Origin of the sequence: Pseudomonas rossensis, from assembly GCF_039888995.1 — a bacterium.
GTDB classification, from domain to species: Bacteria; Pseudomonadota; Gammaproteobacteria; order Pseudomonadales; family Pseudomonadaceae; genus Aquipseudomonas; species Aquipseudomonas rossensis.
This window is the reverse complement of sequence record NZ_JBBWCB010000023.1, coordinates 29,831-55,827: the sequence shown is the minus strand read 5'-3', so window position 1 is coordinate 55,827 and position 25,997 is coordinate 29,831. Positions and strand designations below refer to the sequence as shown.

Here is a 25,997-nt window from a genome sequence, read left to right as displayed (position 1 = left end):
CCATGGAGCTGTGCATCACCGCCGCAGGATCAAGCAGCACGTGGTCGGCGACCTTGAGCTCCGACTTGCGTAAGAGGTGGCGTGACTGGGCGATGTGTTGCAGCAGATTCAAAGGGCTGGACTCTTTGTTATTGGCAGGTGCCGGGGATGTAGCACGCTTGTAGTTATACTACATGAATCGGCTTTTTGCCTGCTCAATGCGTAACTCGATGTCCCCATTTCACGCCACATGCGCTCCATGTAGCCCCTACAAGGGTTTCGCGTCCGCACGCAACAGCGCCGCCAGGCCATCAGCCTCGACCGGACAACTGATGAGATAGCCCTGCACTTCATCGCAGTGCTCGGCTTTCAAAAACTCCAACTGCTCTGCCCGCTCCACACCCTCGGCCACCACTTTGAGCGACAAGCCGTGCGCCATGGCAATGATTGCCCGGGTGATCGCCGCATCCTCGCTACCCTCCCCCAGACCGCGGATAAATGTCTGATCGATCTTCACATAATCCACAGGGATGCGTTTGAGGTAGCTCAGGGACGAATACCCGGTGCCGAAGTCATCAATCGCCAACTTAACCCCCAAATCACGCAATTGCTGGAAGGTCGCGATGATGTGCTCGACGCTGTCCAGCAACTGACTTTCGGTGAGTTCCAGCTCGAGGTAGTGCGGCGCCAGACCGGTTTCCTCCAGCACCTGACGCACCAGGCTGACCAGTTTGCCCTGACGCAATTGATGCACCGACAGATTCACCGACACCCGAATTGGCGCAAGCCCCTGACGCTGCCACTCACAGGCTTGCCAGCAGGCCTGACGCAGCACGAACTCGCCGATCGGGCCGATCAATCCGGTTTCCTCGGCCAGGCCGATGAAGTCCCCCGGCGGTACACGGCCCATGGTCGGGTGATCCCAGCGCACCAGCGCCTCGGCAGCATTCAACCGACCCGTGGCGAGGCACAGCTTCGGTTGGTAAAACACCTTCATCTGCTTCTCTTCGATGGCCTTACGCAGCTGATTTTCCAGCTGCAAGCGCTCCAGCGTGCTGGCTTGCAGGCTGTCGGTGTAGAACTGGAAGTTATTTCCGCCCAAGTGCTTGGCGTGCTGCATGGCCATATTTGACTGATGGACCAGCGCGGAAATTTCTCGCGCGTTGTCCGGCAACATACTGATGCCCATGGACGCGCTAACCACCAGTTCATGGCCATCGACAGTGATAGGCAAGCGCAGCTTGGTTGACAGTCGGGTCGCCACTCGCGCCAGGCTCGACAGGTTGCCGTAGGCATTGAACAACACGGCAAACTCATCGCCGGATAAGCGAGCGATGGTGTCTGCTTCAGGCAACGCATTGACCAGCCGCCGGGCCATCTTCTGCAAGAGCTGGTCGGCGATTTCATGGCCAAGGCTGTCATTGAGCAGTTTGAAACGATCCAGATTGATGTGCAGCAACGCCAGACTGCGGTAGCCGCCCTGGCGCACCCGCTGATGAGCCTCGCTTAGCCGTTCTCGGAATAGTGAACGGTTAGCCAGACCCGTCAATTCGTCGTAATGCGTCAGGTAACGCATGCGCTCTTCAGATTCGCGCCGAGCCGATAGGTCGGCGAAGAAGCCCACGATATGGCTTACATTTCCTCGAGTATCGCGCACAGCGTTCAGTTGCAACCATTGCGGATACAACTCGCCATTCTTGCGGGTTTCTACCAGCTCGCCCTGCCAGCTGCCGTGCTGCTCCAGCGCCTGATGAATCGCAGCGTAGTGCCGGCGGGCATCGCGGCTGCACGGCAACTCGACCACGTTACGTCCGATCATGTCTTCAATGTCATAGCCAGTGACTCGGCTGAAGGCCTGATTGACCGCGATCAACGCGTAATTCGGATCGAAAATCACGATGCCTTCGCTGGCGGCTTCGAATACCGTCGCGGCCAGTTGCCGTTGCTCCTCCAGAGCTTTGCTGACGCTGATGTCGCGACGGGTGCCGACCATGCGGATCACCCGTCCATTTTCGCCGCGCTCAACCGCTCGACCTCGGTCCTCGATCCAGACCCAATGGCCATCGCCGTGGCGCACGCGGTACTCAATCTGGTAGTCCTCGCTGCGGCCCTTCAAATGCTCGACCAGCGCGCGCTTGAGCGATGGCAAGTCATCGGGGTGCAGGCGCGGCTTGAGGTGGCGAAGCATCGCCGTCACGAATTCCGGCTCCAGGCCGAACAGCTCTTGAAGCTGGGTGTGATGGACTTCATCGGTTTGCAGGTTCCAGTCCCACAACCCGAGCTCACTGGCCTTCAACGCCAGCGCCAGACGCGCTTCACTCTTGCTCAGGGCCTGATTGGCAGCGTCCAGCTCCACGCTGCGCTGGGCAACACGGCTTTCCAGCTCGATCTGAATTTGACGTAGCTCGTCTTCGGCACGTCGGCGCTGGTCGATTTCCTTGGCCAGCTTTTGATTGAGCTGGTGGCTGCAGCTTTGAGCCTGCTGCAAATGCTCGATCAGCGCCTGATTCTGGAAGCGTCGTAACAGTCCGCTATCGATGAGCCGATTGACCTGCCAGGCGACCACACTCAACGCGCCTAGCAAAATCAGACCAAACCAGCCCCAGCCCTGATCTTGTTCATCGCCGCCCCAGAACAGATAGCCGATGGCCGGCAACAGACAGGGCAAGGTAAAGGACAGGAACGCCGGCAGGCTGACCGCGTAGGCAACGCTGGCCGAAAGGGCGGCGGCGCCGATCAGACCGAACACCCAGGCTTGTTGCATGAAGTTATCGGCGGGTACCAGCGCAATGCCGGCGCCGGCCAGGGTCAGGCCGGTCATGGCCGAACCCAGCAAAAACATGCGGCGCCAGATCGGATGGGCCTGACGGTCGGGTATCGCCGAATCGAAGGCCGCGACTTGAATCACCCGCAACGCCACCAGCGACAACAGCCACACCAGCCAGACGCTGACCAGGAAGTAACGCTGCGGACTCCAAAGCAAGCCAGCGCAGACCAGACCGTTGATCAACATGAATAACGTGGGCAGCAACGAGCCCTGATAAAGCAGACGCGTGCGTTCGACCGCCATTTCCATGGCGTACTGTTTGCGGATAACCCGGGGCTCCACAACGGGGCCCGACAGGTCGGTGCTGAGGGTCATAGGCAATGTTCTTGTTCTTATAATGGTGAGCATGAGCCCGAAACGTCGACGGAGCATACACAAGCAAATGCCCGGACCAAACTGCTCCAGATCATAAAATCGACAAAAACTGCAACCCCCCATACCCGCTGAAAAGCCTCGAAGCGAGCCCCGCCAACGCCTGTAGCCAGTGACCGACCGGTCGTCATCCGTGCTTCTTTCATCGGCTAATGCAAAGCTCGGTTTGCCCGGTGTGACGGCGCACCCTAGAATGCCCCGATGCGCGATGATCTCTCCCTTCTGCTGAACTCCCTCAACGATGCCCAACGCCAGGCCGTAGCTGCCTCCGTGGGTCGTCAGTTGGTCCTGGCCGGTGCTGGTTCCGGTAAAACCCGAGTGCTGGTGCACCGTATCGCCTGGTTGATCCAGGTCGAAAACGCCTCGCCCCACTCAATCCTGTCGGTGACCTTCACCAATAAGGCCGCTGCCGAGATGCGTCATCGCATCGAGCAGTTGATGGGTATCAACCCGGCCGGCATGTGGGTCGGCACCTTCCACGGCCTGGCGCACCGCTTGTTGCGGGCGCACTGGCAGGAAGCCGGCCTGAGCCAGACTTTCCAGATTCTCGACAGCGACGACCAGCAACGGCTGGTCAAGCGGGTGATCCGCGAGCTGGGCCTGGACGAGCAACGCTGGCCGGCCCGTCAGGCCCAGTGGTTCATCAACGGGCAGAAAGACGAAGGTCTGCGTCCGCAACACATTCAAGCCAGCGGCGATCTGTTCCTGGCGACCATGCGCAGTATTTATGAAGCCTACGAGGCTGCGTGCCTGCGTGCTGGCGTGATCGACTTCTCCGAATTACTGCTGCGTGCCCTCGATCTGTGGCGCGATCATCCGGGCCTGCTGGCGCACTACCAGAAGCGCTTCCGGCACATTCTGGTGGACGAGTTCCAGGACACCAACGCCGTGCAGTACGCCTGGTTGCGACTGCTGGCCAAGGGCGGCGACAGCCTGATGGTAGTCGGCGACGACGATCAGTCGATCTACGGCTGGCGCGGCGCGAAAATCGAGAACATTTATCAGTATTCCGACGATTTTCCGGATGCAGAAACCATTCGTCTGGAGCAGAACTACCGCTCCACCGCCGGCATCCTTAAAGCAGCCAACGCCCTGATCGCCAACAACACGGGACGCATGGGCAAAGAGCTGTGGACCGATGGCGGCGAAGGCGAAGCGATCAACCTGTACGCCGCGTTCAACGAACACGATGAAGCACGCTACGTGGTGGAAACCATCGAAAGCGCGCTGAAAACCGGCTTGGCCCGCAGTGATATCGCGATTTTGTACCGTTCCAACGCCCAATCACGCGTTTTGGAAGAAGCCTTGCTGCGTGAGCGCATTCCGTACCGCATTTATGGCGGTCAGCGCTTCTTCGAACGGGCAGAAATCAAAAACGCAATGGCCTACCTGCGTTTGCTGGAAGGTCGCGGCAACGATGCAGCGCTGGAGCGGGTGATCAACGTTCCGGCCCGTGGTATCGGAGAGAAAACCGTTGAAGCGATCCGCGACCATGCCCGTCACAGCGATGTGTCGATGTGGGAAGCCATGCGTCTGCTGGTGGCTAACAAAGGCTTAACCGGCCGTGCTGCCGGTGCTCTTGGGGCGTTTATCGAGTTGATCGAGAACCTCGCCGCCAAGTGCATGGACATGCCGCTGCATCTGATGACCCAGACCGTCATCGAGCAGTCCGGTCTGATCGCCTATCACGAAGCGGAAAAAGGCGAGAAAGGCCAGGCTCGGGTAGAAAACCTTGAGGAACTGGTCAGCGCCGCGCGCAACTTCGAAAACGCTGAAGAAGACGAAGACCTGACGCCATTGGCGGCGTTCCTCGGTCACGCGTCACTGGAGGCCGGAGATACTCAGGCCGACGAGCACGAAGACAGCATTCAGTTGATGACTTTGCACAGCGCCAAGGGTCTGGAATTCCCTTACGTGTTCCTGGTGGGCATGGAAGAAGGCCTGTTCCCGCACAAGATGAGCCTTGAAGAACCGGGTCGTCTTGAAGAGGAGCGCCGTTTGGCCTACGTCGGAATCACCCGGGCCATGCAGAACCTGGTGATGACCTATGCTGAAACCCGACGCCTGTACGGCAGCGAGACTTACAACAAGGTGTCGCGTTTCGTACGTGAAGTGCCGAAAGGCCTGATCCAGGAAGTGCGGCTGTCCAACAGCGTCAGCCGTCCGTTCGGTGGTGGCCAGCAGCAGAGCTCCAGCAGCCTGTTTGGCGGTAGCGAGATCCCGGATACCGGGTTCAGCCTCGGCCAGGCCGTACGGCATTCGGTGTTTGGCGACGGTGTGATCCTGAACTTCGAAGGTGCCGGGGCTCAGGCGCGGGTGCAGGTGAACTTCAGCGAAGGCAGCAAGTGGCTGATGCTGGGTTACGCAAAGCTGGAAGCGATCTAAAGGCGACCGTCAGGGAGCATTTCTGTGGGAGCGAGCCTGCTCGCGATGAACGATGACGCGGTGTTTCTGCTGTTCCGCGGTGCGACTATCGCGAGCAGGCTCGCTTCCACAGTTTGATCGCGCAGTGGCACTGATCGCCTTTCCTACAGAACTTATCCGCTCGTCTTACGGACCAAAGTTAACAGGCCTTATTGCGCTGACTGAAGCTGAACGCAACCTGTCAGGCAAAAGCCCGAAACACTCTGCCGCTAGCCAGTAACACTTCAGCTGTGCAACATGGCGCGCGTGCCTTCCACAAATGGGAATTCCCTTTATGAAACGTTTTCTTAGCATCGCCATGGCGTTGTGCATTGGCCTGACGATGAGCCTCGACGCCAATGCCGCCAAGCGCTTTGGTGGCGGCAAGAGCTCCGGCGCTGCGCCGACTCACCAGACCAGCCAAATGGCTCCTTCTTCTGCCGCGGGCGGTGCTGCCGCCACTGCGGGCGCGGCCGGTGCCGCTGGCGCTGCCGCCAAGGCCGGCGGCGCTTCGCGCTGGCTCGGCCCTCTGGCCGGCATCGCGGCCGGTGGCCTGTTGGCCTCCATGTTCATGGGCGGCGGCTTCCAGGGCATGCAGATCTTCGACATCCTGATCATGGCCGTCATCGCCTTTCTGGTCTTCCGCTTCATCGCCGCTCGTCGTCGCAAGCAGCAGGAGCACATGGCTCCAGCTGGCGCACCGATGCAGCGTGAAGTGTTCGAGCAGAAGCCAGCGGCCATGGGTTCGATCTTCGGCGGCTCGGCAGCACCGGCTGCCGCTCGTCCGGTAATCAATGCTCCGGCCTGGTTCAATGAAAATAACTTCATTGAAGCGGCCCGCAACCACTTCCAGTCCCTGCAGCAGCACTGGGACGCCAACGAAATGGACAAGATCGCCGAGTTCGTGACCCCGCAACTGCTGGAGTTCCTCAAGCGCGAACGTGCCGACCTGGGCGAAGGTTTCCAGTCCACCTACATTGATAACCTCAATGTTCAACTGGACGGCGTAGATGACCGTGCCGACAAGACCATCGCCACCCTGACCTTCACCGGTGTGTCGAAGACCTCGCGTTTCGACCAGGGCGAAGTGTTCAGCGAAAGCTGGAACATGGAACGTCCGCAGGGCGAGAACCAGCCTTGGCTGGTCGCCGGTATCCGCCAGAACGGCTGATCCCTCCTGCGTTAAGCATGCTGTAATAAAAACCCCGGCCTCGGCCGGGGTTTTCTATTTCGCGGTTGCATCTATAGCGAGCTACTGTATAACCCGCCCCAACTAAACCGCGCCATCAAGCAAGAGGATCCCGGACGTGGAAGAAATCATCGAACAACTGCGTGAAGCCAACGAGCCGGTACCGGTCCCCTTGGAGTTACCCGACGAAGATCAACTGGTGGAAATCGAAGAACAGCTGTTCATCGACATTCCATTTGTCTTCAGAGAATTTTTGCTGACCGTCAGCGACGTCGTCTACGGCAGCCTGGAGCCGGTGACCGTTACCGACCCGCAATCCCACACCTACCTGCCGGACGTTGCCGCCAACGCCTGGGATGCAGGTGTTGATCGCAGCATGATTCCGATCTGCCAGGACGGTGACAACTACTACCTGGTCGAAGAAGACGGCACCGTGGTGCTATGGTTGGCCGAAGAAGAGCTGATCGCCGAAGAAACCTGGGAATCGGTGTGGCACTGGGCGCGGGACGTCTGGCTGGAAAGCTGATCCGCCTCGACTTTGTAGCAGCTGGCGCAGCCTGCGTTCGGCTGCGAAGCAGCCGCTAATCAAGCAATGAGGTGTTTCAGGGTAACCGAGTCGTCAGGTTTTACGACTGCTTCGCAGCCGAACGCAGGCTGCGCCAGCTGCTACAAGTGCGATGTCAGTGGCCAGATGCATCCTTGTGGTTGTCCAGTGTTTCGAGCAACGCCACCTGCATGCGCGTGTGAACGCGGATGAACCAGCGCCAGAGTAGCGCCGCTACAGCGGCCGCGACGACGACGATCAGCACCAGCAACTTGTTGGTCGGCAGAATACTGGCCGACAAGGCTGCCAACAGCAGGAAAATCACCAGCAGCGAGAGGATCGGGATCACTTCGGCGATCACCCGACGCACTCGCTGCGTGTGGCGGCCGGCCATCTCCGGCTTCACGCCCATCTCCGCCAACAGCATCGAGAGCGCCTTGAGCTTGCGATAGGCGGCGATCAGGAACGGTAGCGACAACAGCAACGCCCCGCCCCAAATCAACGCTTTCTGCCAGCTCGGATTGCTGATCCAGTCTTGCAGGTAAGCGGACATGCGCTCGGCGAAATAAGCGCCCGAGAAGAAGATCGCAATCACCAGCGCCAGATTGACTCCCACCTGCAACAGAATTCGCCGAATCATCGATGCCAGCAGCGCGCCCTCGCCCTGAGGCTGGATGCTACGCAGCCATTCGCCGTACATCCCCAATACCCTGCCCAGTCGCTTCGGCATCACCGCGGCAAGCTTGACCGACAGCGGATCAGCCGCGCGGATCAGGTAGGGCGTCAGCAACGTGGTGATCACCGAGACGGCAACGGCGACCGGGTAAAGGAAGTTGCTGGTGACCTGCAACGTCATGCCCAGCGCCGCGATGATGAAAGAAAATTCGCCAATCTGCGAAAGCCCCATCCCGACTCGAAGTGAGGTGCGTCCATCATTGCCAGCGATAAAGGCGCCAAGGCCGCAAGAGAACATTTTGCCCAGCACCACGGCCACGGTGATCACCGCAATCGGCCATGCGTATTGCAGCAGGATCATCGGATCGAGCATCAGCCCAATGGCGACAAAGAAGATCGCACTGAACAGATCGCGAACCGGTTCGATCAAGCGCTCGATTTTCAGCAATTGCCGGGATTCAGCCATGATCGCGCCAATCAGGAAGGCACCGAGCACCATGCTGTACTCAAGTTTGACCACCAGCAAACAAAAGCCGAAACACAGGCCTAACACCGTGATCAGCAGCATTTCATTGCTTTCGAACTTCGCCACGTAAGCCAGCAATCGCGGCACCAACAGGATACCGATGACCAGCGCGACGATCATGAACAGCGACAGCTTGCCGACCGTGGAAAATACTTCGCCGGGAACTGACCGTGCCGCTGACCGCGATGCTCGACAGCAAGGCGATGATGCCGATGCCAAGGATGTCTTCAACGATCAGCACGCCGAAGATCAGCTGCGCAAAACGTTCGTTCTTCATCTTCAGATCGTTGAGCGCCTTGACGATGATGGTGGTCGAGGAAATCGCCAGGATCGCGCCAAGGAACAATGAGTCCATGGTGTTCCAGTCGAACCAGCGACCGATCTCGTAGCCGATCCAGATCATCAGCACGATTTCCAGAAACGCCGCGATGAACGCCGTGGCGCCGACCTTGAACAGCTTTCGCAGGCTGAACTCAAGGCCCAGACAGAACATCAGGAAAATCACCCCGAGTTCGGCGAGGGTCTTGATGGTTTCTTCGTCGTGGATAAAGCCGAACGGCGGGGTGTGCGGGCCGATGATGAAGCCGGCGACGATGTAGCCCAGCACCACAGGCTGTTTGAAGCGATGGAAAAGCACGGTCACCACACCTGCGACCAACATGATCACTGCCAGATCCTGAATAAAACTGATGGCATGCATGGTGTGGGGCTCCTTAAGTTGGACTTTTGGAGGGTAACACCGCGACTTCAGCCGGAAAGGCGGTGCAATATATGGAAACAGATCGATCCGGGCGTGACGGCAGCCACCCGCCCGGCGTCCCGATAACTGTTGGTTTGAAAAATCTGACAAGGCCCCCGCAGAGGTGCCGCCCTCCCGAAATTCTGCCTTGAACCGTGAGAACGCTATGGAACCCGGAAACGCACAACTGTCGATGACGGTATTGATGACCCCCGACATGGCCAACTTCTCTGGCAATGTCCACGGCGGCACCTTACTCAAATACCTCGACGAAGTGGCCTACGCGTGCGCCAGCCGTTATGCCGGCCGCTACGTGGTGACCCTGTCGGTGGACCAGGTGATTTTCCGCGAGCCGATTCATGTCGGCGAACTGGTGACCTTTCTGGCCTCGGTGAACTACACCGGCAACACCTCCATGGAGGTGGGCATCAAGGTGGTGACCGAAAACATCCGCGAGCGCTCGGTGCGCCACACCAACAGCTGCTTCTTCACCATGGTCGCAGTGGATGACGACCGCAAACCGGCTGCTGTCCCGCCACTGCAACCGCAGAACAGCGAAGACAAACGCCGCTTCATGCAGGCCCAGCAACGTCGGCAGATTCGTCAGGAGCTGGAAAAGCGCTATCAGGACATCAAGGGCGACGCCTAAATCAAAAGATCGCAGCCTGCGGCAGCTCCTACGGGGTACGCGTTCCCGTGTAGGAGCTGCCGCAGGTTGCGATCTTTTCGCTGTGACCCCGATTACAAACTGATCGCCGTCGCCTCGAACCGCACCCGTGGATGGGCAATCCGGTCCTGAGCCCGTACCAGCTCCAGCTCATAGTTGGAGCAAGCCTGGGTTTCCAGCAGCACTTCATGTACCGCCGACGCGGCGAATTCGAAAGCCGCCACCAGGCTATCGCCCAACAGTACGCGAGCCAGAAACAGTCCGGAGGTCAGGTCGCCGACGCCCACCGGCTGACGCGGGAACGCCAGCAGCGGACGGCGCAAATGCCAGCTGTCTTCGGCCGTCACCAGCAACATCTCGAAAACATCCCCCGGTTTACCGGGATAGTCCAGATGCTTGACCAGCACAGCCTTCGGACCACGCGCCAGCAACGCTCGCGCCATGGCCAGGCAATCGAACAACGATTGCGGCTTGCGCCCCGAAAAGCTGTCCAGCTCCAGCTGGTTCGGGCACATGAAGTCCGCCACGGCAGCCGCCTCCTCCAGCAGAAAATCGCTGACTTCCGCGGGCACGCTGCAACCCTTCTCCGGATGGCCCATCACCGGGTCACACAGATACAGTGCCTTGGGATTCATCGACTTGATCCGCGCCACCCCCGTCAGGATCGCCCGCCCCTGGGCAGCACTGCCGAGATAGCCAGAAAGCACGGCGTCGCAGTTGCCCAGTTCGCCAATCGCCGCGATGCCTTCGACCAGGTCGGGAATCTGATGCGGCGCCAGCACTTCACCGGCCCATTGGCCGTACTGGGTGTGGTTGGAGAACTGCACGGTATTGAGCGGCCAGACATTCACCCCGACCCGCTGCATCGGGAAAACCGCGGCGCTGTTGCCAGCGTGGCCGAACACCACGTGGGACTGGATGGCGAGCAGATGGGGCGTACGTTTCATGCGGTGGGTTTTCCGTCAAACGATTGAAATTCAAGCCGCGCAGTATGCGACTAAACGCAGCCTGTACGACAGACCGGCGACGCAGTTAAGCTGACACTATCTTGTTGGAGCAACGTGTTGATGCTGACCCTTGGAAATATCTTCGTCCTGATGCTGCTTGCCACCGGTGGCGCGTGGTTATGGCACAACCATGGCTTGCGCGAGCGCGCGCTGGAGCGGGTCAAGCTGCATTGCGCAAAGCTCGGAATCGAGCTGCTGGACGGCAACGTGGCCTTGAAGAAGATCGCGTTCATTAAAGACGCCAACGACCGGCGCCGCCTCGCCCGTGTGTATAACTTCGAATTCACCGTGACCGGTGAAAGCCGTCACAACGGCACCATCACCCAGTTCGGCGCCCACAGTGCGCAGATTGAGCTGGCGCCCTACCCGATGCCGTTCGACGACACACCTGCGGTGGCCGATGTAGTAAAACCGCGCGCTGAGGTGATCGAGATGAGCCAGTGGCGGCAAGAACACACTAAATGGCGTCCTTGATTCAAGTCTTGCTCGACCGGCAGTCGGCTAGATCTCTTTGTAATGAATCAACATCCTGCGGCTCGCTGAAAATCAGCTCGATACGTGAATCACGCCGCCATTCGCTGGGCTGCCAGTCCAGCACCGGGTTTTCCAGCGCATTCGCCGAAACCCAACCGTCGACGCTGTGGATAACCAGTTTCGCCCGCCGCCAGGCAAGGCTTTCAAGCCAACGGCCAACGAGCGTCGCATCGAAAGCCTGACTCGGATGCCAGCGCCACCCAACGCTCCAGCCGCCCTCCTGTTCCTGGCTCAAGCAAATTGGCAGCGCAGGATCGGTCCAGATGGCCGGCAGCTGTGCCAATCCTTTGGGCGCAACGAAGTTATCCACACCCGCTACAGCCTGAACCCCAAGCCCTGGTAGCTCACTCAATGGCAACGCGGCTTGCTGCGTCCAGTACAACGGACGCGCCGGCAACTGTGCGGCGATTCGCTGGCGATTAGCGTCGTCGATATTTTCGGCTTTATTCATCAGCAACAACCCGGCGCTGTTCAGCGCCTCCTGTTGCGCCACCGGGAGCGGTTTGCCGGCAGCAAGTGCCTGGGCGTCCAGCACCAGCACGCAGGGTTGAACAGCCAACACGCCTTGCCACGGCGCCTCACTCAACTGCCTGAGCAATTGCGCCGGATGTCCCAGCCCGGAGGGTTCGATAAACAGCCGATCCGGCCGCGCCTTGCGCAGCAAACGTCCGAGGCCGATCTGAAACGGCGCGCCATTGACGCAACACAAACAGCCCCCGGCCACTTCACCCAGTGCGATACCATCGGCGTCCCGGGTCAGCAACGCAGCGTCGAGGCCGATCTGGCCGAACTCGTTGATCAGCACCGCCCAACGCTCATTTGCCGGCCGCTGCGCCAGCAGGTGCTTGATCAGGCTGGTCTTGCCGGCACCCAATGGGCCAGCAATGACGTGAGTGGGAATGTTCTGCAACATGATCGAAGTTTTCTGAGGAGGTAAAGGATGCGGTTGATGGGGTTGTCGGTGCTCTTGGCGCTCATGTCCGGCGACGCGCTGGCCCAGGCTTGCGTGGTACATAGCACGGCTGCGCGACTCGACGTGAAAATCTGCCAGCAGAACCGCAACATCCCGGAAAAGCTATTCGCCGATGGTTTCTGCCAGCCGAACCTTCCTGGCCAGAAAGTCGAAGTGCAGTACGTCGACCAATGCCCCACCGGCGCGTTCGGCGTGTGCAGCAACGCCCAAGTCGCCAATATGCCTTACCGGCAGGATATTCACTATTACGGCGTAGCCACGGATGCGGCGTATTTGAAGCCGTTTTGCGAAGCCCAGAGCCAGGGAACCTGGCTCAAACCGTGAGCCGCTAGCTCAGCCAGTCGAGCGTCAGGATCAGCCGCCGCTCACCGGACACAAGCTGTGGCGACCGGTGAATAAGGCCGAAGCCTTCGTTGCCATGCCATTTCTCGCCTTTGAGCAGCGCCACTTCGCCGCTGGCGATCTGCTCGATCAGCGAATCGTCCTGGGGTTCGGCTTCGGCGTTGCCCAGTTGACGGCGATCCATCGCACTTTCCTTCAGCCACTGGCTGCCGACGCCGGCGTACGTAGTGATCAACCGCACCGGCACGTGATCGACGTGGAAACGCGGGCACATGGCCTTGTCCAGGACCCGAAGGCGCAGGCCGACACGCTTGGCGCCCATCAAACAGGCGAAAGCACTGACCAGCCAGGAGACGTCAGCGATGAAACCTTCGTAACCTTCGAGATCGCTGAAACCTGAGGCTAATCCGTGAAGATTGGGTTCGGTGTCGTCGCTGGGCAGTTCCAGGACCCCCGACTCGGCTAACGGCTCGTTCAGGGACAGCAGCAAACGCCCGAAATCAGCGATGTGCGCCGGCAGTTGGCGCTGCCAAACAGCGAGGTTAACGCCGTCATCCAGTATTCGGGTCAGCGCTTGCGGCGTCTCAGCTTGAACCTGATAAATGATCGGCCGCAGTTTCAGACTGGGTGCCAACATCAGGCTGCCGCCTCTTCATGCCACGGACCAAAAGGATCTGGCAGTAGTCGCCAGCCCTCGACGCCTAACGCCATTTCATCGTCGGACAGCAGGCAATTGTCGAGTTCGTTGGTGAGTTGCGCGAAGTCGATGTTCTGGCCGATGAACACCAGTTCCTGGCGGCAATCGCCAGTGGTTGCGGTCCAGTTTTCCATGATCCCGGCGGTGCTTTCTTCGTCCTGCGGCCACTGGGTTTTCGGCACGAAACGCCACCAGCGCCCGGCGAAACCATGGCGCATCAATCCGCCGGCCTGGGACCAGCTACCGGCGTCCATGTGCTTGCTGGCCAGCCAGAAGAAGCCCTTGGAGCGCAGCAGTTTGCCGTTCACCCACGGGCGGTCGATGAAGCTGAAAAAGCGCTGCGGATGAAACGGTCGGCGTGCTCGGTAGGCTGTCGAGGCGATGCCGTATTCCTCGGTTTCGGGCACGTGTTCGCCACGCAACTCCTGTAGCCAGCCCGGCGCCTGAGCGGCCTTCTCGAAGTCGAAACGACCGGTATTCAGGATCTTCGCCAAGGGAATTTCGCCCATGACCATCGGGATGATTTCCGCCTGGGCGTTAAGCCGCTCAAGGATCGCGATCAGCTCCTGGCGTTCGCTGCTGCTGATCAAGTCGATCTTGCTGATCAGAATCACGTCGGCGAATTCGATCTGCTCGATCAACAGGTCGGTGATCGAGCGTTCGTCTTCCTCGCCCAAGGTTTCACCACGGGAAGCGAGACTTTCGGCAGCCTCATAGTCGAGCAGGAAGTTCATGCCATCGACCACGGTGACCATGGTGTCGAGCCGGGCGATGTCCGCCAGGCTCTGCCCTTCTTCATCGCGGAAGGTGAAGGTTTCCGCCACGGGCAGCGGCTCGGAAATGCCGGTGGATTCGATCAACAAATAATCAAAGCGACCCTCCTTGGCGAGTTTACTCACCTCTTCCAGCAAGTCTTCGCGCAAGGTGCAGCAGATGCATCCATTGCTCATCTCCACCAGTTTTTCTTCCGCACGATTCAGGGTGACATCGCGCTGAACTTCACCGCCATCAATGTTGATTTCGCTCATATCATTGACGATCACGGCGACGCGCAGGTTGTCGCGATTGCGCAGCACGTAGTTGAGCAGCGTACTTTTTCCAGCGCCGAGAAAGCCCGACAGGACGGTTACGGGGAGACGATTGGGCATCAGGTATTCCTCACAGAGATGCCCGGTCGCAGTGTCGGGCTTAACTTGATGTTATAGTATAACAACACAATCAAGCCACTCTCCTCTTGCCCACGACGACAAAGGGCACGATGCTCAAGCCTGTCCGGTCCGTGAGAAATCCTATGCGTGTAGCCCTGAAAATAACGCTGATGAGCTTTTCGCTGCTGATCGCTGTCGACGCCTGGGCGCAAATCCCGAGCCTGGCCAAATGCACCCGAAGCGCCAATCTGCTGGCCTGCGTGGATGGCGACGGCAATGCCTACAGCGTCAACACCGTCGGGAGCACGATCTATTTGCGGGGCTTCGAAGCGGCCGGAAAACGCCACTGGGCACAGACCAACAGTCGCTACGGACAACTCACGTTTTTCACTGGGCTCGCTTCCGATGGCGAGGCCTGGGTCGGCTACAACCGTCGCGTCGGCTGGACCACCATCAATCGGTTTTCCAGTTCTGGTGGCAGCAGCGGCAAGTTCACCTGTAGCCGAATTGCGGGATGTTAGGCTTGGGATTTTTTTTGCTCTTGCTGCCAGCGATATAACTGTTTACCGGCGGATTTTTCTGGAAGTAGCGCTGTAACCCTTCGAACAAGCCATCGGCTACGGCCTGCTGATGGCGCGCGGTGACCAGTCGCTGACTGTCGCGAGCGTTGGAGATGAAGGCGGTTTCCACCAGGATCGACGGCACGTCCGGCGACTTCAGCACCGCAATCCCGCTTGTTCCACGCGCTTCTGATGCAGCGTGGTGATGCCCGCCAGACTGCCGAGCACCGAGCTGCCCAACTGCAAACTGGCGGCGATGGTCGCGTTCATCGACATGTCGAGAATGACCCCGGCGAGCATCGGGTCCTTGTCTTTGAGATTAAGCAGGTTGGTAGCCCCCAGCAGGTCCGCGCCGTTCTCCCGTTGCGCCATGAAGCGTGCCGTGGCGGAAGTCGCTCCACCTTCAGACAAGCAATACACGGAGGCGCCTGACGCGGTGAGACGCGGCGCCGCGTCCGCGTGCACCGAGATGAACATGTCGGCGTTGTGCTTGCGGGCAATCTCCACGCGTTTACGCAGCGGTACGAAGAAGTCGTCGTTGCGCACCAGTTTCACGTCGAAGCCCTTCTCGCGCTTCAGCCGCTTGGCCAACAACTGGGCGATAGACAACACCACGTCTTTCTCACGTTCACCTTTGGCGCCGACCGCACCGGGGTCTTTGCCGCCGTGACCAGGGTCGACTACGACGATGATGTCGCGCTTGGAGTGAGCCTTGTCGACGGACGCCTTGGGCGAAGCCGCCATTTGAATCGGTGCAGCAGTGTTCAGATCAAGTACCAGTCGATGACCCTGACCGTCCTGTGGCGGCAGCAAAAAACTGGCGAGCTGCACCGGGCCGCTGAGGTCGAGGACGATTCGCGTATCGCCCTGGCCGAAGGGCCCGGAGCGTATCGAGCGAATCACGGTGTTGCTGAGCGCCAACTGACGGAAGTCGCCACTGAGGTTGGCACCACTCAGATCGATGATCAGCCGTTCGGGAGCGCTCAGGGAAAACGTCTTGTATTGCACCGGCCCGCTCAGATCGAACACCAATCGCAGCTTGTCATCCGAACGCCAGAGCCGCGCATTGCGAATCTGTGTGGCCGAGACGCCAAACGGTAAAGCGAAGGCCGCGCTGGCCAGGATCAAGTTCAACAACTGACGTCTGTGCATGATGAAAGCCTGTTCACAAAAAAGGCATGGTTGATTTTAATGTAATAACATAACATACAGAATCGACTCCCACGATGGACCTGCTCATGAATGCGCTGACTCTGCCGGATATCGCCGCGCAGGCCTCACGCCAAGCCCTGCCACTCGATTGGGTGGGCATGTGCGGCATTGCTCTTCCTGTTTTGTTCGATGGTCAACGACTGAGTGCAAAAGCCGACGCCGGCGTTAGCCTCGATGATGGAGAGGCGCGAGGGATTCATATGTCGCGGCTGTACTTGGCGCTGGAAATGCTCGAGCAAGAAAACCTGACGCCCGCCTTGTTGCGGCGAGTTTTGCAAAGTTTTCTCGAGACTCATGAAGGATTGTCCAGCAGCGCGTACTTAAAAATACACACCGATTTACTGCTCAAAAGACCGGCGCTGGTCAGTCCATTGGCCGGCTGGAAAACCTATCCAGTGAGCATCGAAGCACGTTTGAAAAACGCTATGTTCCACGTGGAACTAAAAATCGACGTGCCTTATTCCTCGACCTGTCCGTGTTCGGCCGCGCTTTCCCGACAGCTGATTCAGCAGCAATTCGTCGATGACTTCGCCAACAAGCCTTTGCAACATGCCGATGTGTTGACTTGGCTCGGCTCCACAAAAGGCATCGTCGCAACGCCTCACAGCCAACGGAGCAATGCAAAAATGCGGCTACGACTGGACGACTATCTGGATGACTTACCGCTGATCGCGATCATCAACGACGCCGAAGCGGCCCTCGGCACCGCCGTACAAACCGCCGTAAAACGCGCCGACGAACAAGCCTTCGCGTTGGCCAACGGTCAGAACCTGATGTTCTGCGAAGACGCCGCACGACGTTTGAACCTGGCGCTGAAACGCTCACCCGGCATCAACGCCTTCCACATACGAGTCATCCACGCAGAAAGTCTTCACGCGCACGATGCGGTCGCCGAAAGTCGCTGGAACTGGGAGGCCGCATGATTCATTGCCAAGCCTTGCGTTGGGGTGCACCCGGCCAGCCACTGACTCCTACCGTGGATTTCGAACTGGCCAAAGGAAGTCTCACCGCCGTAATCGGTGCCAACGGTTCGGGAAAAAGTAGCCTGCTGAAAGTCATCGTAGGCTTGCAAAAACCGCTGACCGGCAAAGTCATCCTGGATGTTCAACGCAAGGGCAAGCTGTCGTTCCTACCCCAGCAACAACACTTGGACCGCCAATTCCCCATCAGCTTGCAAGAGTTAGTGGCCGCCGGTTTCTGGGGTAGCACGCAGTCTCCCGAGATACGCAGACAACGCCTCAAAGCCGTCCTGGAAGACTGGTGTCTGACCGGTTTGGAACAGCGCCCTTTGATGGCATTGTCCGGTGGCGAACTACAGCGTGCCCTACTCGCCCGTTTAAGCCTCGCCGACGCACCATTGCTATTGCTCGACGAACCCCACGCCGCCCTAGACGAACTCGGCCAAGCGCTGCTCTGGACACACATCCACGCCTGGCATGCCGAAGGCCGAACCCAGGTGATCGTGTGCCATGACCTGGCCGCCGTTCGCCAATACATTCCCCAAACATTGCTGATCAAAAGCACCGGCTGCGTCCTTGGGTCGAGCGTTGATCTGATCCATCAACAACCACATACGCGGGTGGCCTGATGCTCGCTGCCGCTCATCTTTGGCAACCGTTCCACGAGTTCGTGTTCATGCGGCGAGCACTTCTCGGCGGGTTGGTTCTGGCATGCAGCACCGCACCGTTGGGTGTGTTTTTAATCCTGCGACGCATGAGCCTCATCGGCGACGCGGTGGCTCACGGTATTCTGCCGGGGGCCGCATTGGGCTTTTGGTTCGCCGGATTGAGTCTGCCGGCGCTGACCGTCGGCGGCCTCGGTGCCGGTCTCGGCATGGCCGGACTCGCCGCCTGGATCACCCGTCGCACCGGCCTGCGAGAAGACGCCAGCCTCGCCGCGATCTACCCGATCTCCCTTGCCTGCGGGGTGCTGATCCTCGGCATCGCCGGCAAACGTCTGGACCTGTTGCACCTGTTGTTTGGCTCGGCGCTGGCGGTCGATGGCCCGACGTTGACGGGCATGCTCTGGGTCTCCGGCTTCAGCCTGATCGCCATGGCGTTCATCTACAAACCGCTGTTGCTGGACACCCTCGACCCACTCTTTCTGCAAACCGTCAGCCGACTCGGCCCTCTGGCTCACGGCGTATTTCTAACCCTGGTGGTGCTGAACCTGGTGATCGGTTTTCAAGCCATCGGTGCGCTGATGGTCGTCGGTTTGATGATGTTGCCCGCCGCCGCGTCGCGCTTCTGGAGTCGTCGCTTGCCGACGTTAATGGCCATCGCCGCCCTGCTCGGCTGCCTCTCGGTGTGGCTCGGACTGTTGCTGTCGTTCTACTACTCGCTCCCCAGTGGCCCGGCGATCGTGCTGGTGGCTGGCGGTTTGTATCTGCTGTCCGTGGTGTTCGGACCGGTGCACGGTTTGCTGCGCCACCCGCCTTTGCTCACATCCCAATGAGGTGTTACCCGATGCGCGTTTTGCTCGTGCTGTTCAGTTTGATGCTGTCGATGTCGCTGTCTGCTGCGGAAAGACTTCAGGTAGTCACCAGTTTCAGCATCCTCGCCGACATGACCCATCAAGTCGGCGGCGACCATATCCAGATCACCAACATGGTCGGCCCGGATGCCGATGCTCACACGTACGAGCCGACGCCGGACGACGCCAAGGGGTTGCTCAAAGCCAAACTCATCATCAAAAACGGCTTGGGTTTCGAGCCATGGCTGGACCGTCTGGTGACCAGCACCGAGACCAAAGCGCCAGTGATCAGCGCGAGCCACGGCGTCATCCCGCGCTCCCTGGATGAAGATGGCGAGACGATTCCCGACCCGCACGCGTGGCACAATCTGGCGAACGCTGACCTGTATGTCAGCAACATCACCAAGGCGCTGATCGCCGCCGACCCGACGAATAAAAACGACTACGAACGCAACAGTCAGGCCTACCTGAAACAGATCTACGCGCTGCTTGCCGAAGCCAAGGCCAAACTCGGTTTACTGCCACCGGGCAATCGCAAAATCGTGACGTCCCATGACGCCTTCGGTTATCTCGGTCAGGCTTACGGCATCGACTTCATGGCGCCTCAAGGCCTGTCCACTGAGCGCGAACCGTCAGCCGCCGAAGTCGCCGCACTGATCACCCAGATACGCCAGGCCAAGGTCAAAGCGGTGTTCATGGAAAACATCAAGGATGCACGCCTGCTCAAGCAGATTGCCGATGAAAGCGGCGCGCACATCGGTGGCACGTTGTACTCCGATGCGCTCGCGCAGACCGGTCCGGCCAGCACCTTCGTCGGGTTGTTCGAGTACAACCTCAACACCCTCTACGACGCGTTGAGCAAGCCATGATCCGCAAGAATCCTTCCGGTGATTTGCCGGTGATAGCGGAATCTGCCTACGTGGACAAAACCGCCATCATCTGCGGCAAAGTGGTGATCGGCGAGAACGTCTTCGTCGGTCCTTACGCGGTGATACGCGCTGACGAAGTGGATGCCTCAGGCGAGATGGAGCCGATCACCATCGGCGCCAACTCGAACATCCAGGATGGCGTGGTGATCCACTCCAAGTCCGGCGCGGCAGTGACCATCGGCGAGTTCAGTTCGATCGCCCACCGCTCGATCGTTCATGGTCCGTGCAAGGTTGGCGACCGGGTGTTTATCGGTTTCAACAGCGTGCTGTTCAACTGCGTAGTCGGTGACGGTTGCGTGGTGCGGCACAACTCGGTGGTCGATGGCCGCGACTTGCCCGAAGACTTCTACGTGCCCTCCACCACCCGCATCGGCCCAAAGACAGATCTGTCGCAGTTCCCACCGGTAAGCGTCAGCGCCTCGGAGTTTTCCGAGGACGTGGCGCGTACCAACGTCGACCTGGTGCGCGGCTACAAAGCCCTGCAGAACGAGTTCTGACCATGAGCAGCGTGCTGATTCGCAATGCCCGGCTGGTGAATGAAGGCCGTGAGTTTGACGGTGATCTGTTGGTGAGCAACGGTCGAATCGTGAAGATCGCCAGCAGCATCCACGGTGAAAATGCCGACGTGGAAATCGATGCACAAGGGCAATGGCTGCTGCCAGGAATGATCGACGACCAAGTGCACTTCCGCGATCCAGGCTCGCCGGACAAAGGCAGCTTTTACACCGAATCCCGAGCCGCCGTGGCTGGCGGCATCACCAGCTTCATGGACATGCCCAACACCAATCCGGCGACCCTGACCCTCAGCGCACTGGCCGACAAAAAGCGTCGAGCGGCGATCAGTTCCGTCGCTAATTACGGCTTTCATTTCGGCGTGAGTAACGACAATCTCGACACCATCGCCGCGCTGAATCCCTGTGAAGTAGCCGGCGTCAAAGTGTTCATGGGCGCTTCGACCGGCAACATGCTGGTCGATGACCCTCAGATTCTCGAGCGGTTATTCGCCGAGGTGCCGACCCTTTTGTTGGCCCACTGCGAACACACGCCCAGTATCGACGCCAACGCCGCGAACCTGCGCGACTTGTTCGGCGAACACATTCCAGCGGCGGCCCACCCGCTGATCCGCAACGCCGAGGCGTGCTTTCGCTCCTCCTCAATGGCCGTGGACCTCGCCAGGCGTCACGGCACCCGACTGCATGTTCTGCACCTGACCACCGCCCGCGAACTGGCGTTGTTCGAAGACAAGCCACTCGCCCAGAAACGCATCACCGCCGAAGTCTGCCTTCACCACTTACTGTTCGATGACCGGGATTACCAAAGCCTCGGCAACCTGATCAAGTGCAACCCGGCGATCAAAACCCAGGCCGACCGCGATGCCTTGCGCGAAGCATTGCTGAGCCATCGGCTCGACGTGATCGGCAGCGATCACGCGCCTCACACCTGGGATGAAAAACAGCGGCTATACAGCCAGGCGCCTGCCGGCTTACCGTTGGTGCAACATGCCCTGCCCGCGCTGCTGGAATTGGTCGCGGATGAAGTTCTGCCGATCACCACGCTCGTGGCCAAGACCAGTCATCGCGTCGCCGATCTGTTCGCCATTCCCGACCGCGGTTATCTGCGCGAAGGCTATTGGGCCGACCTCGTTCTGATCAAACCCGAACCCGGCGGTGTCGCCGTGTCCCAGCAGCCGATCCTGTCTCAATGCGGCTGGACACCTTTTGCCCGACAGCGTTTTCGCCACAGCGTCGGCAGCACGATCGTGTCGGGACAAATTGCCTGGCACGACAAACGTCTTAATGACAACTGTCAGGGATTACCTCTACGGTTTATGCGCTAGCACTGGAGAGCACCGACATGATTCACATCACCCTTAGCGACGGTTCATTGCGTGAATACGACCGGCCACTGTCGGTGTACGAGTTCGCCGCGAGTATCGGATCCGGACTGGCAAAAGCGGCGGTGGCCGGCCGAGTGGACGGCATCTTGGTGGACTGTGAGTTCATGATCGAGGCCGATGCCCGGGTCAACATCGTCACGCCTCAAGAGCCCGATGGGCTGGAGATCCTGCGACGCTCCTGTGCACTGATGCTGGCCATGGCCCTCAAGCAACTCCATCCACAGGTGCAACTGCACGCAGGAACGGTGCTGGGCGACGGGTTCTTTTATGAATTTTCTGCCGAGCGATCCCTAACGCAGGCAGATCTGCCACTGATCGAAGCGCGCATGCAGGCTCTGGCGGCGACCAATCACTCGATCCGCCGTCAAGGGAAGACGCAGCTGTACCGCTTGGGGAACTTCGAGTCTACGACAGTTGGCCCGCATGTCCCCGCGACCAGAGTGCTGCAAGCGTTCACCCTCGACCACATCAGCGGGACGTTGCAGCAGCGGATTTATGGTACGTGCTGGCCCTGCCAACAGGAGCTGGAAAACTGGCGGACGCCGCCACACGTCATCATTGTCAGCATGGACGAACGTCAGGCGGATTACGCGCAATCGGTGACCGAGGCATTGCGCCGAAGTGGCGTGCGCGCCCGCGCGGATCTGCGTCACGAGAAAGTCCGTCAAAAAATTCGCGAGCACAGTCAACACGTGCCGTATCTGGTGGTGATCGGGGAGAAAGAAAAAGCAGGTGGGTTTGTCAGTGTGCGGAGCCGCACCGGGGAAGACTTCGGGAGGATGGCGATAGACGCGGTGTGCGAGTGGTTGAATCAAGTCCGCCCCCATACGGCCATGTAGGGAGCGGACCTGTTGGCGAAGCTTTTAGGCTCTCGGCTTGACGGTCCCGCAATCCTGCCCCAACCACACGGCGCGGCTATCGAGGCTGCCCTTCTGCTGAATGCCGGTGGCGTTGAACGTGCCATTAACCTTAGTGGTGAACTCACGATCACTGAGGAAAGTGGCGACACCAGTGCCCTGCGCTTTCGGACAGCTGAAGCGGAATTTCCACTGATTCCCGGTGCGGTCGGTGATTTCCTGCTTGCAACCCGACTGTGGATCGGTCAGCGGAATGTCGTCGCTCTTCACCTGTTCCGGCGTCAGGCAAGCCCGAATCCCCTTGCCCCCCATGGTGATGCCCTGCTTCTCCAGCTGCGCACGCTGTGCCGGGGTCATCTGGCTCTGTATCTGGCCAAGGATCAGCTGCAAATCCGGGAGATTCTGGTCATCGACCTTCATGTTGCTTGTGGTCATTTCCCACAAACCGGGCTGCAGCATCTGCGCCTGAGCGGCCACAGGAAGTGACAAACCAATAGCCATGGCCAAACCCAGCAGACGAACGTTCATCGAGTAACTCCTGATCAGTAGTGGCCGTTAGACGTCAGCCAGCGGCTTCGGTTCATGGGCCAATTAAATAGCGACATTCTGCACGGAACATGGTCTGTTAAGCATTGAATCTTCAGGAGCAAGGCTGCCCCCATGGATTACTTTGGACCGCATATTTTCGGCTACATGATTGCACTGCTTCACACGTTGGGCCTGATCGCTGCCATCCACGCCGTGCTCACCGTCCGGACCGCCCAGGGATCGATCGCCTGGGCCCTGTCGTTGCTGTTTATTCCCTACCTCACGCTCATCCCCTATCTAGTCTTCGGCCGCAGTACCTTCGATGGTTACATCAAGGCTCGGCGCCAGGCCAACGAAGAAATGCGCAAGGCTATCTCAGAGCTGAACTGGCGCCCTTGGGTAGAAGAGGCGCTGACCGCTCGCGCCTCAAGTGCTTACGCGTCCTTGAGGGCCATGCCGAAACTGGGGCGCATGCCGTGCCTGGCGAATAACGAAGTGCGTTTGCTGATCAACGGCCAGGCCACCTTCAACGCCATTTTTGAAGCCATCAGCAACGCGAAGGAAGCGGTGCTGATTCAGTTTTTCATCATTCACGACGATCGCCTCGGTCAACGCCTGCAAACCTTGCTACTGCAGAAAGCCGCCGAAGGCGTGGCGGTTTATTTATTGTACGACCGCATCGGCAGCCATTCCCTGCCTCACAGTTACGTGCAGCCGCTGCGCGATGCCGGCGTCGAGGTCAAAGCCTTTGCCACCCGCAGCGGCTGGCTCAACCGCTTCCAGGTCAACTTCCGCAACCACCGCAAGATTGTGGTGGTCGATGGAATGCTGGGTTTCGTCGGTGGGCATAACGTCGGCGACGAATACATGGGCGAGAAACCACCCCTCGCCCCGTGGCGCGATACCCATGTGCAAGTACGCGGGCCGGTGGTTGCCTGCATGCAGGAATCTTTCGCTGAAGACTGGTTTTGGGCTGCCCGCTCATTGCCGCCGCTGATCCTGCCGGACGTTTACCCGGACGACGGCGTGCTCTGCCAATTGCTCGCCAGCGGTCCGGCGGATTCCTACGAAACCTGTTCGTTATTCTTCGTCGAAGCCATCCATGCGGCAACCGAGCGGGTGTGGATCACCAGCCCTTATTTCATCCCCGACGAAGCCGTGTTCGCTGCGTTAAGGCTGGCGGCTATGCGTGGCATAGATGTGCGGCTGCTGCTGCCCTCACGACCGGACCACCGGATCGTCTACGCCGCCTCCAGCCTTTATGCCTTCGAGGCCGTGCGCGCTGGCGTGCGGGTGTTCCGCTACGAGCCTGGCTTCCTGCATCAGAAAGTGGTGTTGATCGACAGCGAAATCAGCGCCATTGGCAGTGCCAATCTGGACAACCGCTCGTTCCGGCTGAATTTTGAAGTGATGTTGTTGACGGTCGACAGCACGTTTGCCGCCGAAGTAGAACAGATGCTCAACGATGACTTCGCCCAGGCTCACGAGATCGCCAAAGAAGAAAGCCGGGACACTCGCCGCCTGCAACAGGTCGGCATGCGGGTCGCCCGGCTCATTTCACCGATACTTTAAGGGTTGTAGATATCGTCTCGCGTCCATGGCAGTTCATGGCTGCCATCCGGGTGGGCTTTCACCGCGAGAATCTGGTGCAGGTTGATCCAGCCCTTGGCGAACGCGTAAGCGCATCCTGCCAGGTACAGCCGCCAGATCCGTAAGGCCTGCTCTGGTACCAGCCTGGAAGCCGCTTCCAGATTGTCTTCCAGGCGTTCGCTCCAGTGGTCCAGGGTACGCGCGTAATGCAGGCGCAGACTCTCGACGTCGACGATCTCCAGCCCCGCTTCGCTGATCTCGGCAGAGATCATCGCCAGATGCGGCAGCTCGCCATTGGGGAACACATACTTCTCGATGAATTCACCGAAACCGCGCCCCACTGGACGGCCATCGATGTGCTTGGCGGTGATCCCGTGGTTCATCACCAGGCCGCCCTCTTTCACCGCACCGAACAAGGTTTTGCAGTACTCGGCCAGATTGGCGTGGCCAACGTGTTCGAACATGCCGACACTGACCACTTTGTCGAAGCGACCGTCCTGAGGCAAGTCGCGGTAGTCGAGCAGTTGCAGTTCGACCAGATCGTCCAGGCCTTCGGCCGTCACGCGCTCACGGGCAAGTTCCAATTGCTCTTTACTGAGTGTGATCCCGAACACCTTCGCGCCACACTCCCGCGCGGCATACCGTGCCAGTCCGCCCCAGCCGCAACCGACATCCAGCAGGTATTCACCTGGTTGCAGCCGCAGCTTGCGGCACAGGTGGCGGAATTTGGCTTGTTGGGCTTGCTCCAGCGTTTCACTGCCGGTCTCGAAATAAGCGCAGGAATACGCCATGTCGCTGTCGAGCCACAGCTGATAAAACGCGTTGGAAAGGTCGTAGTGGTAGGAAATCGCCTTGGCGTCGGTCTCCTTGTCGTGAGCAGTGCGCACTGGCTGACTATCCTGGTCTCCGAGCAACGCCTGGGTCCATTCATCACAGACGCGAATCACCTCGCTGATGGAACCTTCCAGCTCAAGTTTGCCTTCGACAAACGCCGTCCCGAGCGCGTCCAGGCTTGGATGAGTGAACTGGGTAACCATTTGTGGGTCCTTGACCACAATCGTGACGCTGGGCGTCGGCCCCAGATTGAATTCATGGCCGTCCCAGAGTCGCAGGCGTAGCGGTAACTGCAGATTCTGTAAGGCCGGAGGAAGGTGCGCGAGCATGGATAGTCCCTCTTGTTTCAGACGTCTGATGTGAGGGTAGACCATCCTTGAAAAATAGTTGACTACCGAATTAATAGCCCTTTTCTATGATTCGCAACGCTCGAACCAACCGTCGCGAATTCACAAAAGTGATTGCCCTCACCTAGATGACTACGAATTCGTCGTAC

Annotated in this window: 22 protein-coding genes and 3 pseudogenes; 15 read left to right on the top strand and 10 right to left on the bottom strand. The window is 59.3% G+C overall.

Translation table 11 applies throughout. The annotated features are described in order from the left end of the window. Positions 1–112: pseudogene (locus WLY71_RS09165) on the bottom strand (transcriptional regulator); the annotation flags it as partial. Positions 113–247: 135 nt separating this feature from the next. Continuing rightward, positions 248–3,121 carry an EAL domain-containing protein gene (locus WLY71_RS09160; protein WP_347803314.1) on the bottom strand — a complete coding sequence of 958 codons (2,874 nt, stop codon included), beginning with the start codon at positions 3,119–3,121 and terminating at the stop codon, positions 248–250. A 258-nt stretch (positions 3,122–3,379) separates the two neighbouring features. Here WLY71_RS09160 and uvrD point away from each other — a divergent pair, with 258 nt between their 5' ends. The 3 genes from uvrD (at position 3,380) to WLY71_RS09145 (ending at position 7,296) form a co-directional block, all read left to right on the top strand. Then, the gene (gene uvrD / locus WLY71_RS09155) at positions 3,380–5,563 is read left to right on the top strand and encodes a DNA helicase II (RefSeq protein WP_347803313.1); all 2,184 of its coding nucleotides are present in this window, start codon (positions 3,380–3,382) and stop codon (positions 5,561–5,563) included. A gap of 313 nt (positions 5,564–5,876) precedes the next feature. Further along, the gene (locus tag WLY71_RS09150) at positions 5,877–6,752 is read left to right on the top strand and encodes a Tim44 domain-containing protein (RefSeq protein ID WP_347803312.1); all 876 of its coding nucleotides are present in this window, start codon (positions 5,877–5,879) and stop codon (positions 6,750–6,752) included. 136 nt (positions 6,753–6,888) lie between these two features. Next, positions 6,889–7,296, top strand: a complete 408-nt coding sequence (locus WLY71_RS09145; protein ID WP_008156656.1) for an SMI1/KNR4 family protein — start codon at positions 6,889–6,891, stop codon at positions 7,294–7,296. 154 nt (positions 7,297–7,450) lie between these two features. Here WLY71_RS09145 and WLY71_RS09140 read toward each other — a convergent pair. Next, positions 7,451–9,215, bottom strand: a pseudogene (locus tag WLY71_RS09140) (cation:proton antiporter). Positions 9,216–9,420: 205 nt separating this feature from the next. Between WLY71_RS09140 and WLY71_RS09135 the strand changes: the two are divergent. Next, entirely contained in the window at positions 9,421–9,903 is a 483-nt protein-coding gene (locus tag WLY71_RS09135; RefSeq protein WP_074872148.1) for an acyl-CoA thioesterase, read from the top strand. 92 nt (positions 9,904–9,995) lie between these two features. On the opposite strand, the gene pdxY is transcribed toward WLY71_RS09135, so the two are convergent. Further along, positions 9,996–10,868 (bottom strand): pyridoxal kinase PdxY, encoded by an 873-nt coding sequence (gene pdxY / locus WLY71_RS09130; RefSeq protein WP_347803311.1) that lies wholly within the window; start codon positions 10,866–10,868, stop codon positions 9,996–9,998. Between the two features lie 120 nt (positions 10,869–10,988). Between pdxY and WLY71_RS09125 the strand changes: the two genes are divergently transcribed. Continuing rightward, complete coding sequence (locus WLY71_RS09125; protein ID WP_347803310.1) at positions 10,989–11,402, top strand: DUF3301 domain-containing protein; 414 nt, start codon at positions 10,989–10,991, stop codon at positions 11,400–11,402. 1 nt (position 11,403) lies between these two features. On the opposite strand, the gene WLY71_RS09120 is transcribed toward WLY71_RS09125, so the two are convergent. After that, positions 11,404–12,375, bottom strand: a complete 972-nt coding sequence (locus WLY71_RS09120) for a CobW family GTP-binding protein (protein WP_347803309.1) — start codon at positions 12,373–12,375, stop codon at positions 11,404–11,406. 27 nt (positions 12,376–12,402) lie between these two features. On the opposite strand from WLY71_RS09120, the gene WLY71_RS09115 reads away from it, so the two are divergent. Further along, complete coding sequence (locus WLY71_RS09115; RefSeq protein ID WP_347803308.1) at positions 12,403–12,759, top strand: NADH:ubiquinone oxidoreductase; 357 nt, start codon at positions 12,403–12,405, stop codon at positions 12,757–12,759. Positions 12,760–12,763: 4 nt separating this feature from the next. Here the strand turns inward: WLY71_RS09115 and WLY71_RS09110 are convergent, their stop codons facing one another. Together WLY71_RS09110 and zigA are read right to left on the bottom strand one after the other, a co-directional pair. Beyond that, positions 12,764–13,414 carry a DUF1826 domain-containing protein gene (locus WLY71_RS09110; RefSeq protein ID WP_347803307.1) on the bottom strand — a complete coding sequence of 217 codons (651 nt, stop codon included), beginning with the start codon at positions 13,412–13,414 and terminating at the stop codon, positions 12,764–12,766. Next, positions 13,414–14,622: a zinc metallochaperone GTPase ZigA gene (gene zigA, locus WLY71_RS09105; RefSeq protein WP_347803306.1), complete on the bottom strand. Its 1,209-nt coding sequence runs from the start codon at positions 14,620–14,622 to the stop codon at positions 13,414–13,416. Before zigA ends, WLY71_RS09110 begins: the two co-directional genes overlap by 1 nt. 143 nt (positions 14,623–14,765) lie before the next feature. Between zigA and WLY71_RS09100 the strand changes: the two genes are divergently transcribed. Next, positions 14,766–15,143: a glutamine synthetase gene (locus WLY71_RS09100; protein WP_347803305.1), complete on the top strand. Its 378-nt coding sequence runs from the start codon at positions 14,766–14,768 to the stop codon at positions 15,141–15,143. Here the strand turns inward: WLY71_RS09100 and WLY71_RS09095 are convergent. Further along, positions 15,115–16,334 (bottom strand): annotated as a pseudogene (locus WLY71_RS09095) (N-acetylmuramoyl-L-alanine amidase). The gene WLY71_RS09100 and the pseudogene WLY71_RS09095 sit on opposite strands and share 29 nt — an antisense overlap. A gap of 86 nt (positions 16,335–16,420) precedes the next feature. On the opposite strand from WLY71_RS09095, the gene folE2 reads away from it, so the two are divergent. Genes folE2 through WLY71_RS09060 form a run of 7 tightly spaced genes read left to right on the top strand, consistent with a single transcriptional unit; the run spans position 16,421 to position 22,531 of the window. Further along, positions 16,421–17,317 carry a GTP cyclohydrolase FolE2 gene (gene folE2 / locus WLY71_RS09090; protein ID WP_347803304.1) on the top strand — a complete coding sequence of 299 codons (897 nt, stop codon included), beginning with the start codon at positions 16,421–16,423 and terminating at the stop codon, positions 17,315–17,317. Beyond that, the gene (locus tag WLY71_RS09085; protein WP_347803303.1) at positions 17,314–17,982 is read left to right on the top strand and encodes a metal ABC transporter ATP-binding protein; all 669 of its coding nucleotides are present in this window, start codon (positions 17,314–17,316) and stop codon (positions 17,980–17,982) included. Before folE2 ends, WLY71_RS09085 begins: the two co-directional genes overlap by 4 nt. Beyond that, a complete protein-coding gene (locus tag WLY71_RS09080) occupies positions 17,982–18,848 on the top strand; it encodes a metal ABC transporter permease (RefSeq protein WP_347803302.1) in 867 nt (288 codons plus the stop codon). Before WLY71_RS09085 ends, WLY71_RS09080 begins: the two co-directional genes overlap by 1 nt. A gap of 11 nt (positions 18,849–18,859) precedes the next feature. Then, a complete protein-coding gene (locus tag WLY71_RS09075) occupies positions 18,860–19,735 on the top strand; it encodes a metal ABC transporter substrate-binding protein (RefSeq protein WP_347803301.1) in 876 nt (291 codons plus the stop codon). Continuing rightward, complete coding sequence (locus tag WLY71_RS09070; RefSeq protein WP_046044954.1) at positions 19,732–20,292, top strand: gamma carbonic anhydrase family protein; 561 nt, start codon at positions 19,732–19,734, stop codon at positions 20,290–20,292. Before WLY71_RS09075 ends, WLY71_RS09070 begins: the two co-directional genes overlap by 4 nt. Before the next feature lie 2 nt (positions 20,293–20,294). Further along, positions 20,295–21,632, top strand: a complete 1,338-nt coding sequence (locus WLY71_RS09065; RefSeq protein WP_347803300.1) for a dihydroorotase — start codon at positions 20,295–20,297, stop codon at positions 21,630–21,632. 17 nt (positions 21,633–21,649) lie between these two features. After that, the gene (locus WLY71_RS09060; protein WP_347803299.1) at positions 21,650–22,531 is read left to right on the top strand and encodes a His/Gly/Thr/Pro-type tRNA ligase C-terminal domain-containing protein; all 882 of its coding nucleotides are present in this window, start codon (positions 21,650–21,652) and stop codon (positions 22,529–22,531) included. Positions 22,532–22,555: 24 nt separating this feature from the next. On the opposite strand, the gene WLY71_RS09055 is transcribed toward WLY71_RS09060, so the two are convergent. Beyond that, complete coding sequence (locus WLY71_RS09055) at positions 22,556–23,077, bottom strand: DUF3617 domain-containing protein (RefSeq protein ID WP_347803298.1); 522 nt, start codon at positions 23,075–23,077, stop codon at positions 22,556–22,558. 132 nt (positions 23,078–23,209) lie between these two features. Between WLY71_RS09055 and cls the strand changes: the two genes are divergently transcribed. After that, on the top strand, positions 23,210–24,649 hold the full coding sequence (gene cls / locus WLY71_RS09050; RefSeq protein WP_347803297.1) for a cardiolipin synthase: 1,440 nt from the start codon (positions 23,210–23,212) through the stop codon (positions 24,647–24,649). Here cls and cfaB read toward each other — a convergent pair. Beyond that, positions 24,646–25,830: a C17 cyclopropane fatty acid synthase CfaB gene (gene cfaB, locus WLY71_RS09045; protein WP_347803296.1), complete on the bottom strand. Its 1,185-nt coding sequence runs from the start codon at positions 25,828–25,830 to the stop codon at positions 24,646–24,648. The two genes, cls and cfaB, sit on opposite strands and share 4 nt — an antisense overlap. Positions 25,831–25,997: the final 167 nt, after the last annotated feature.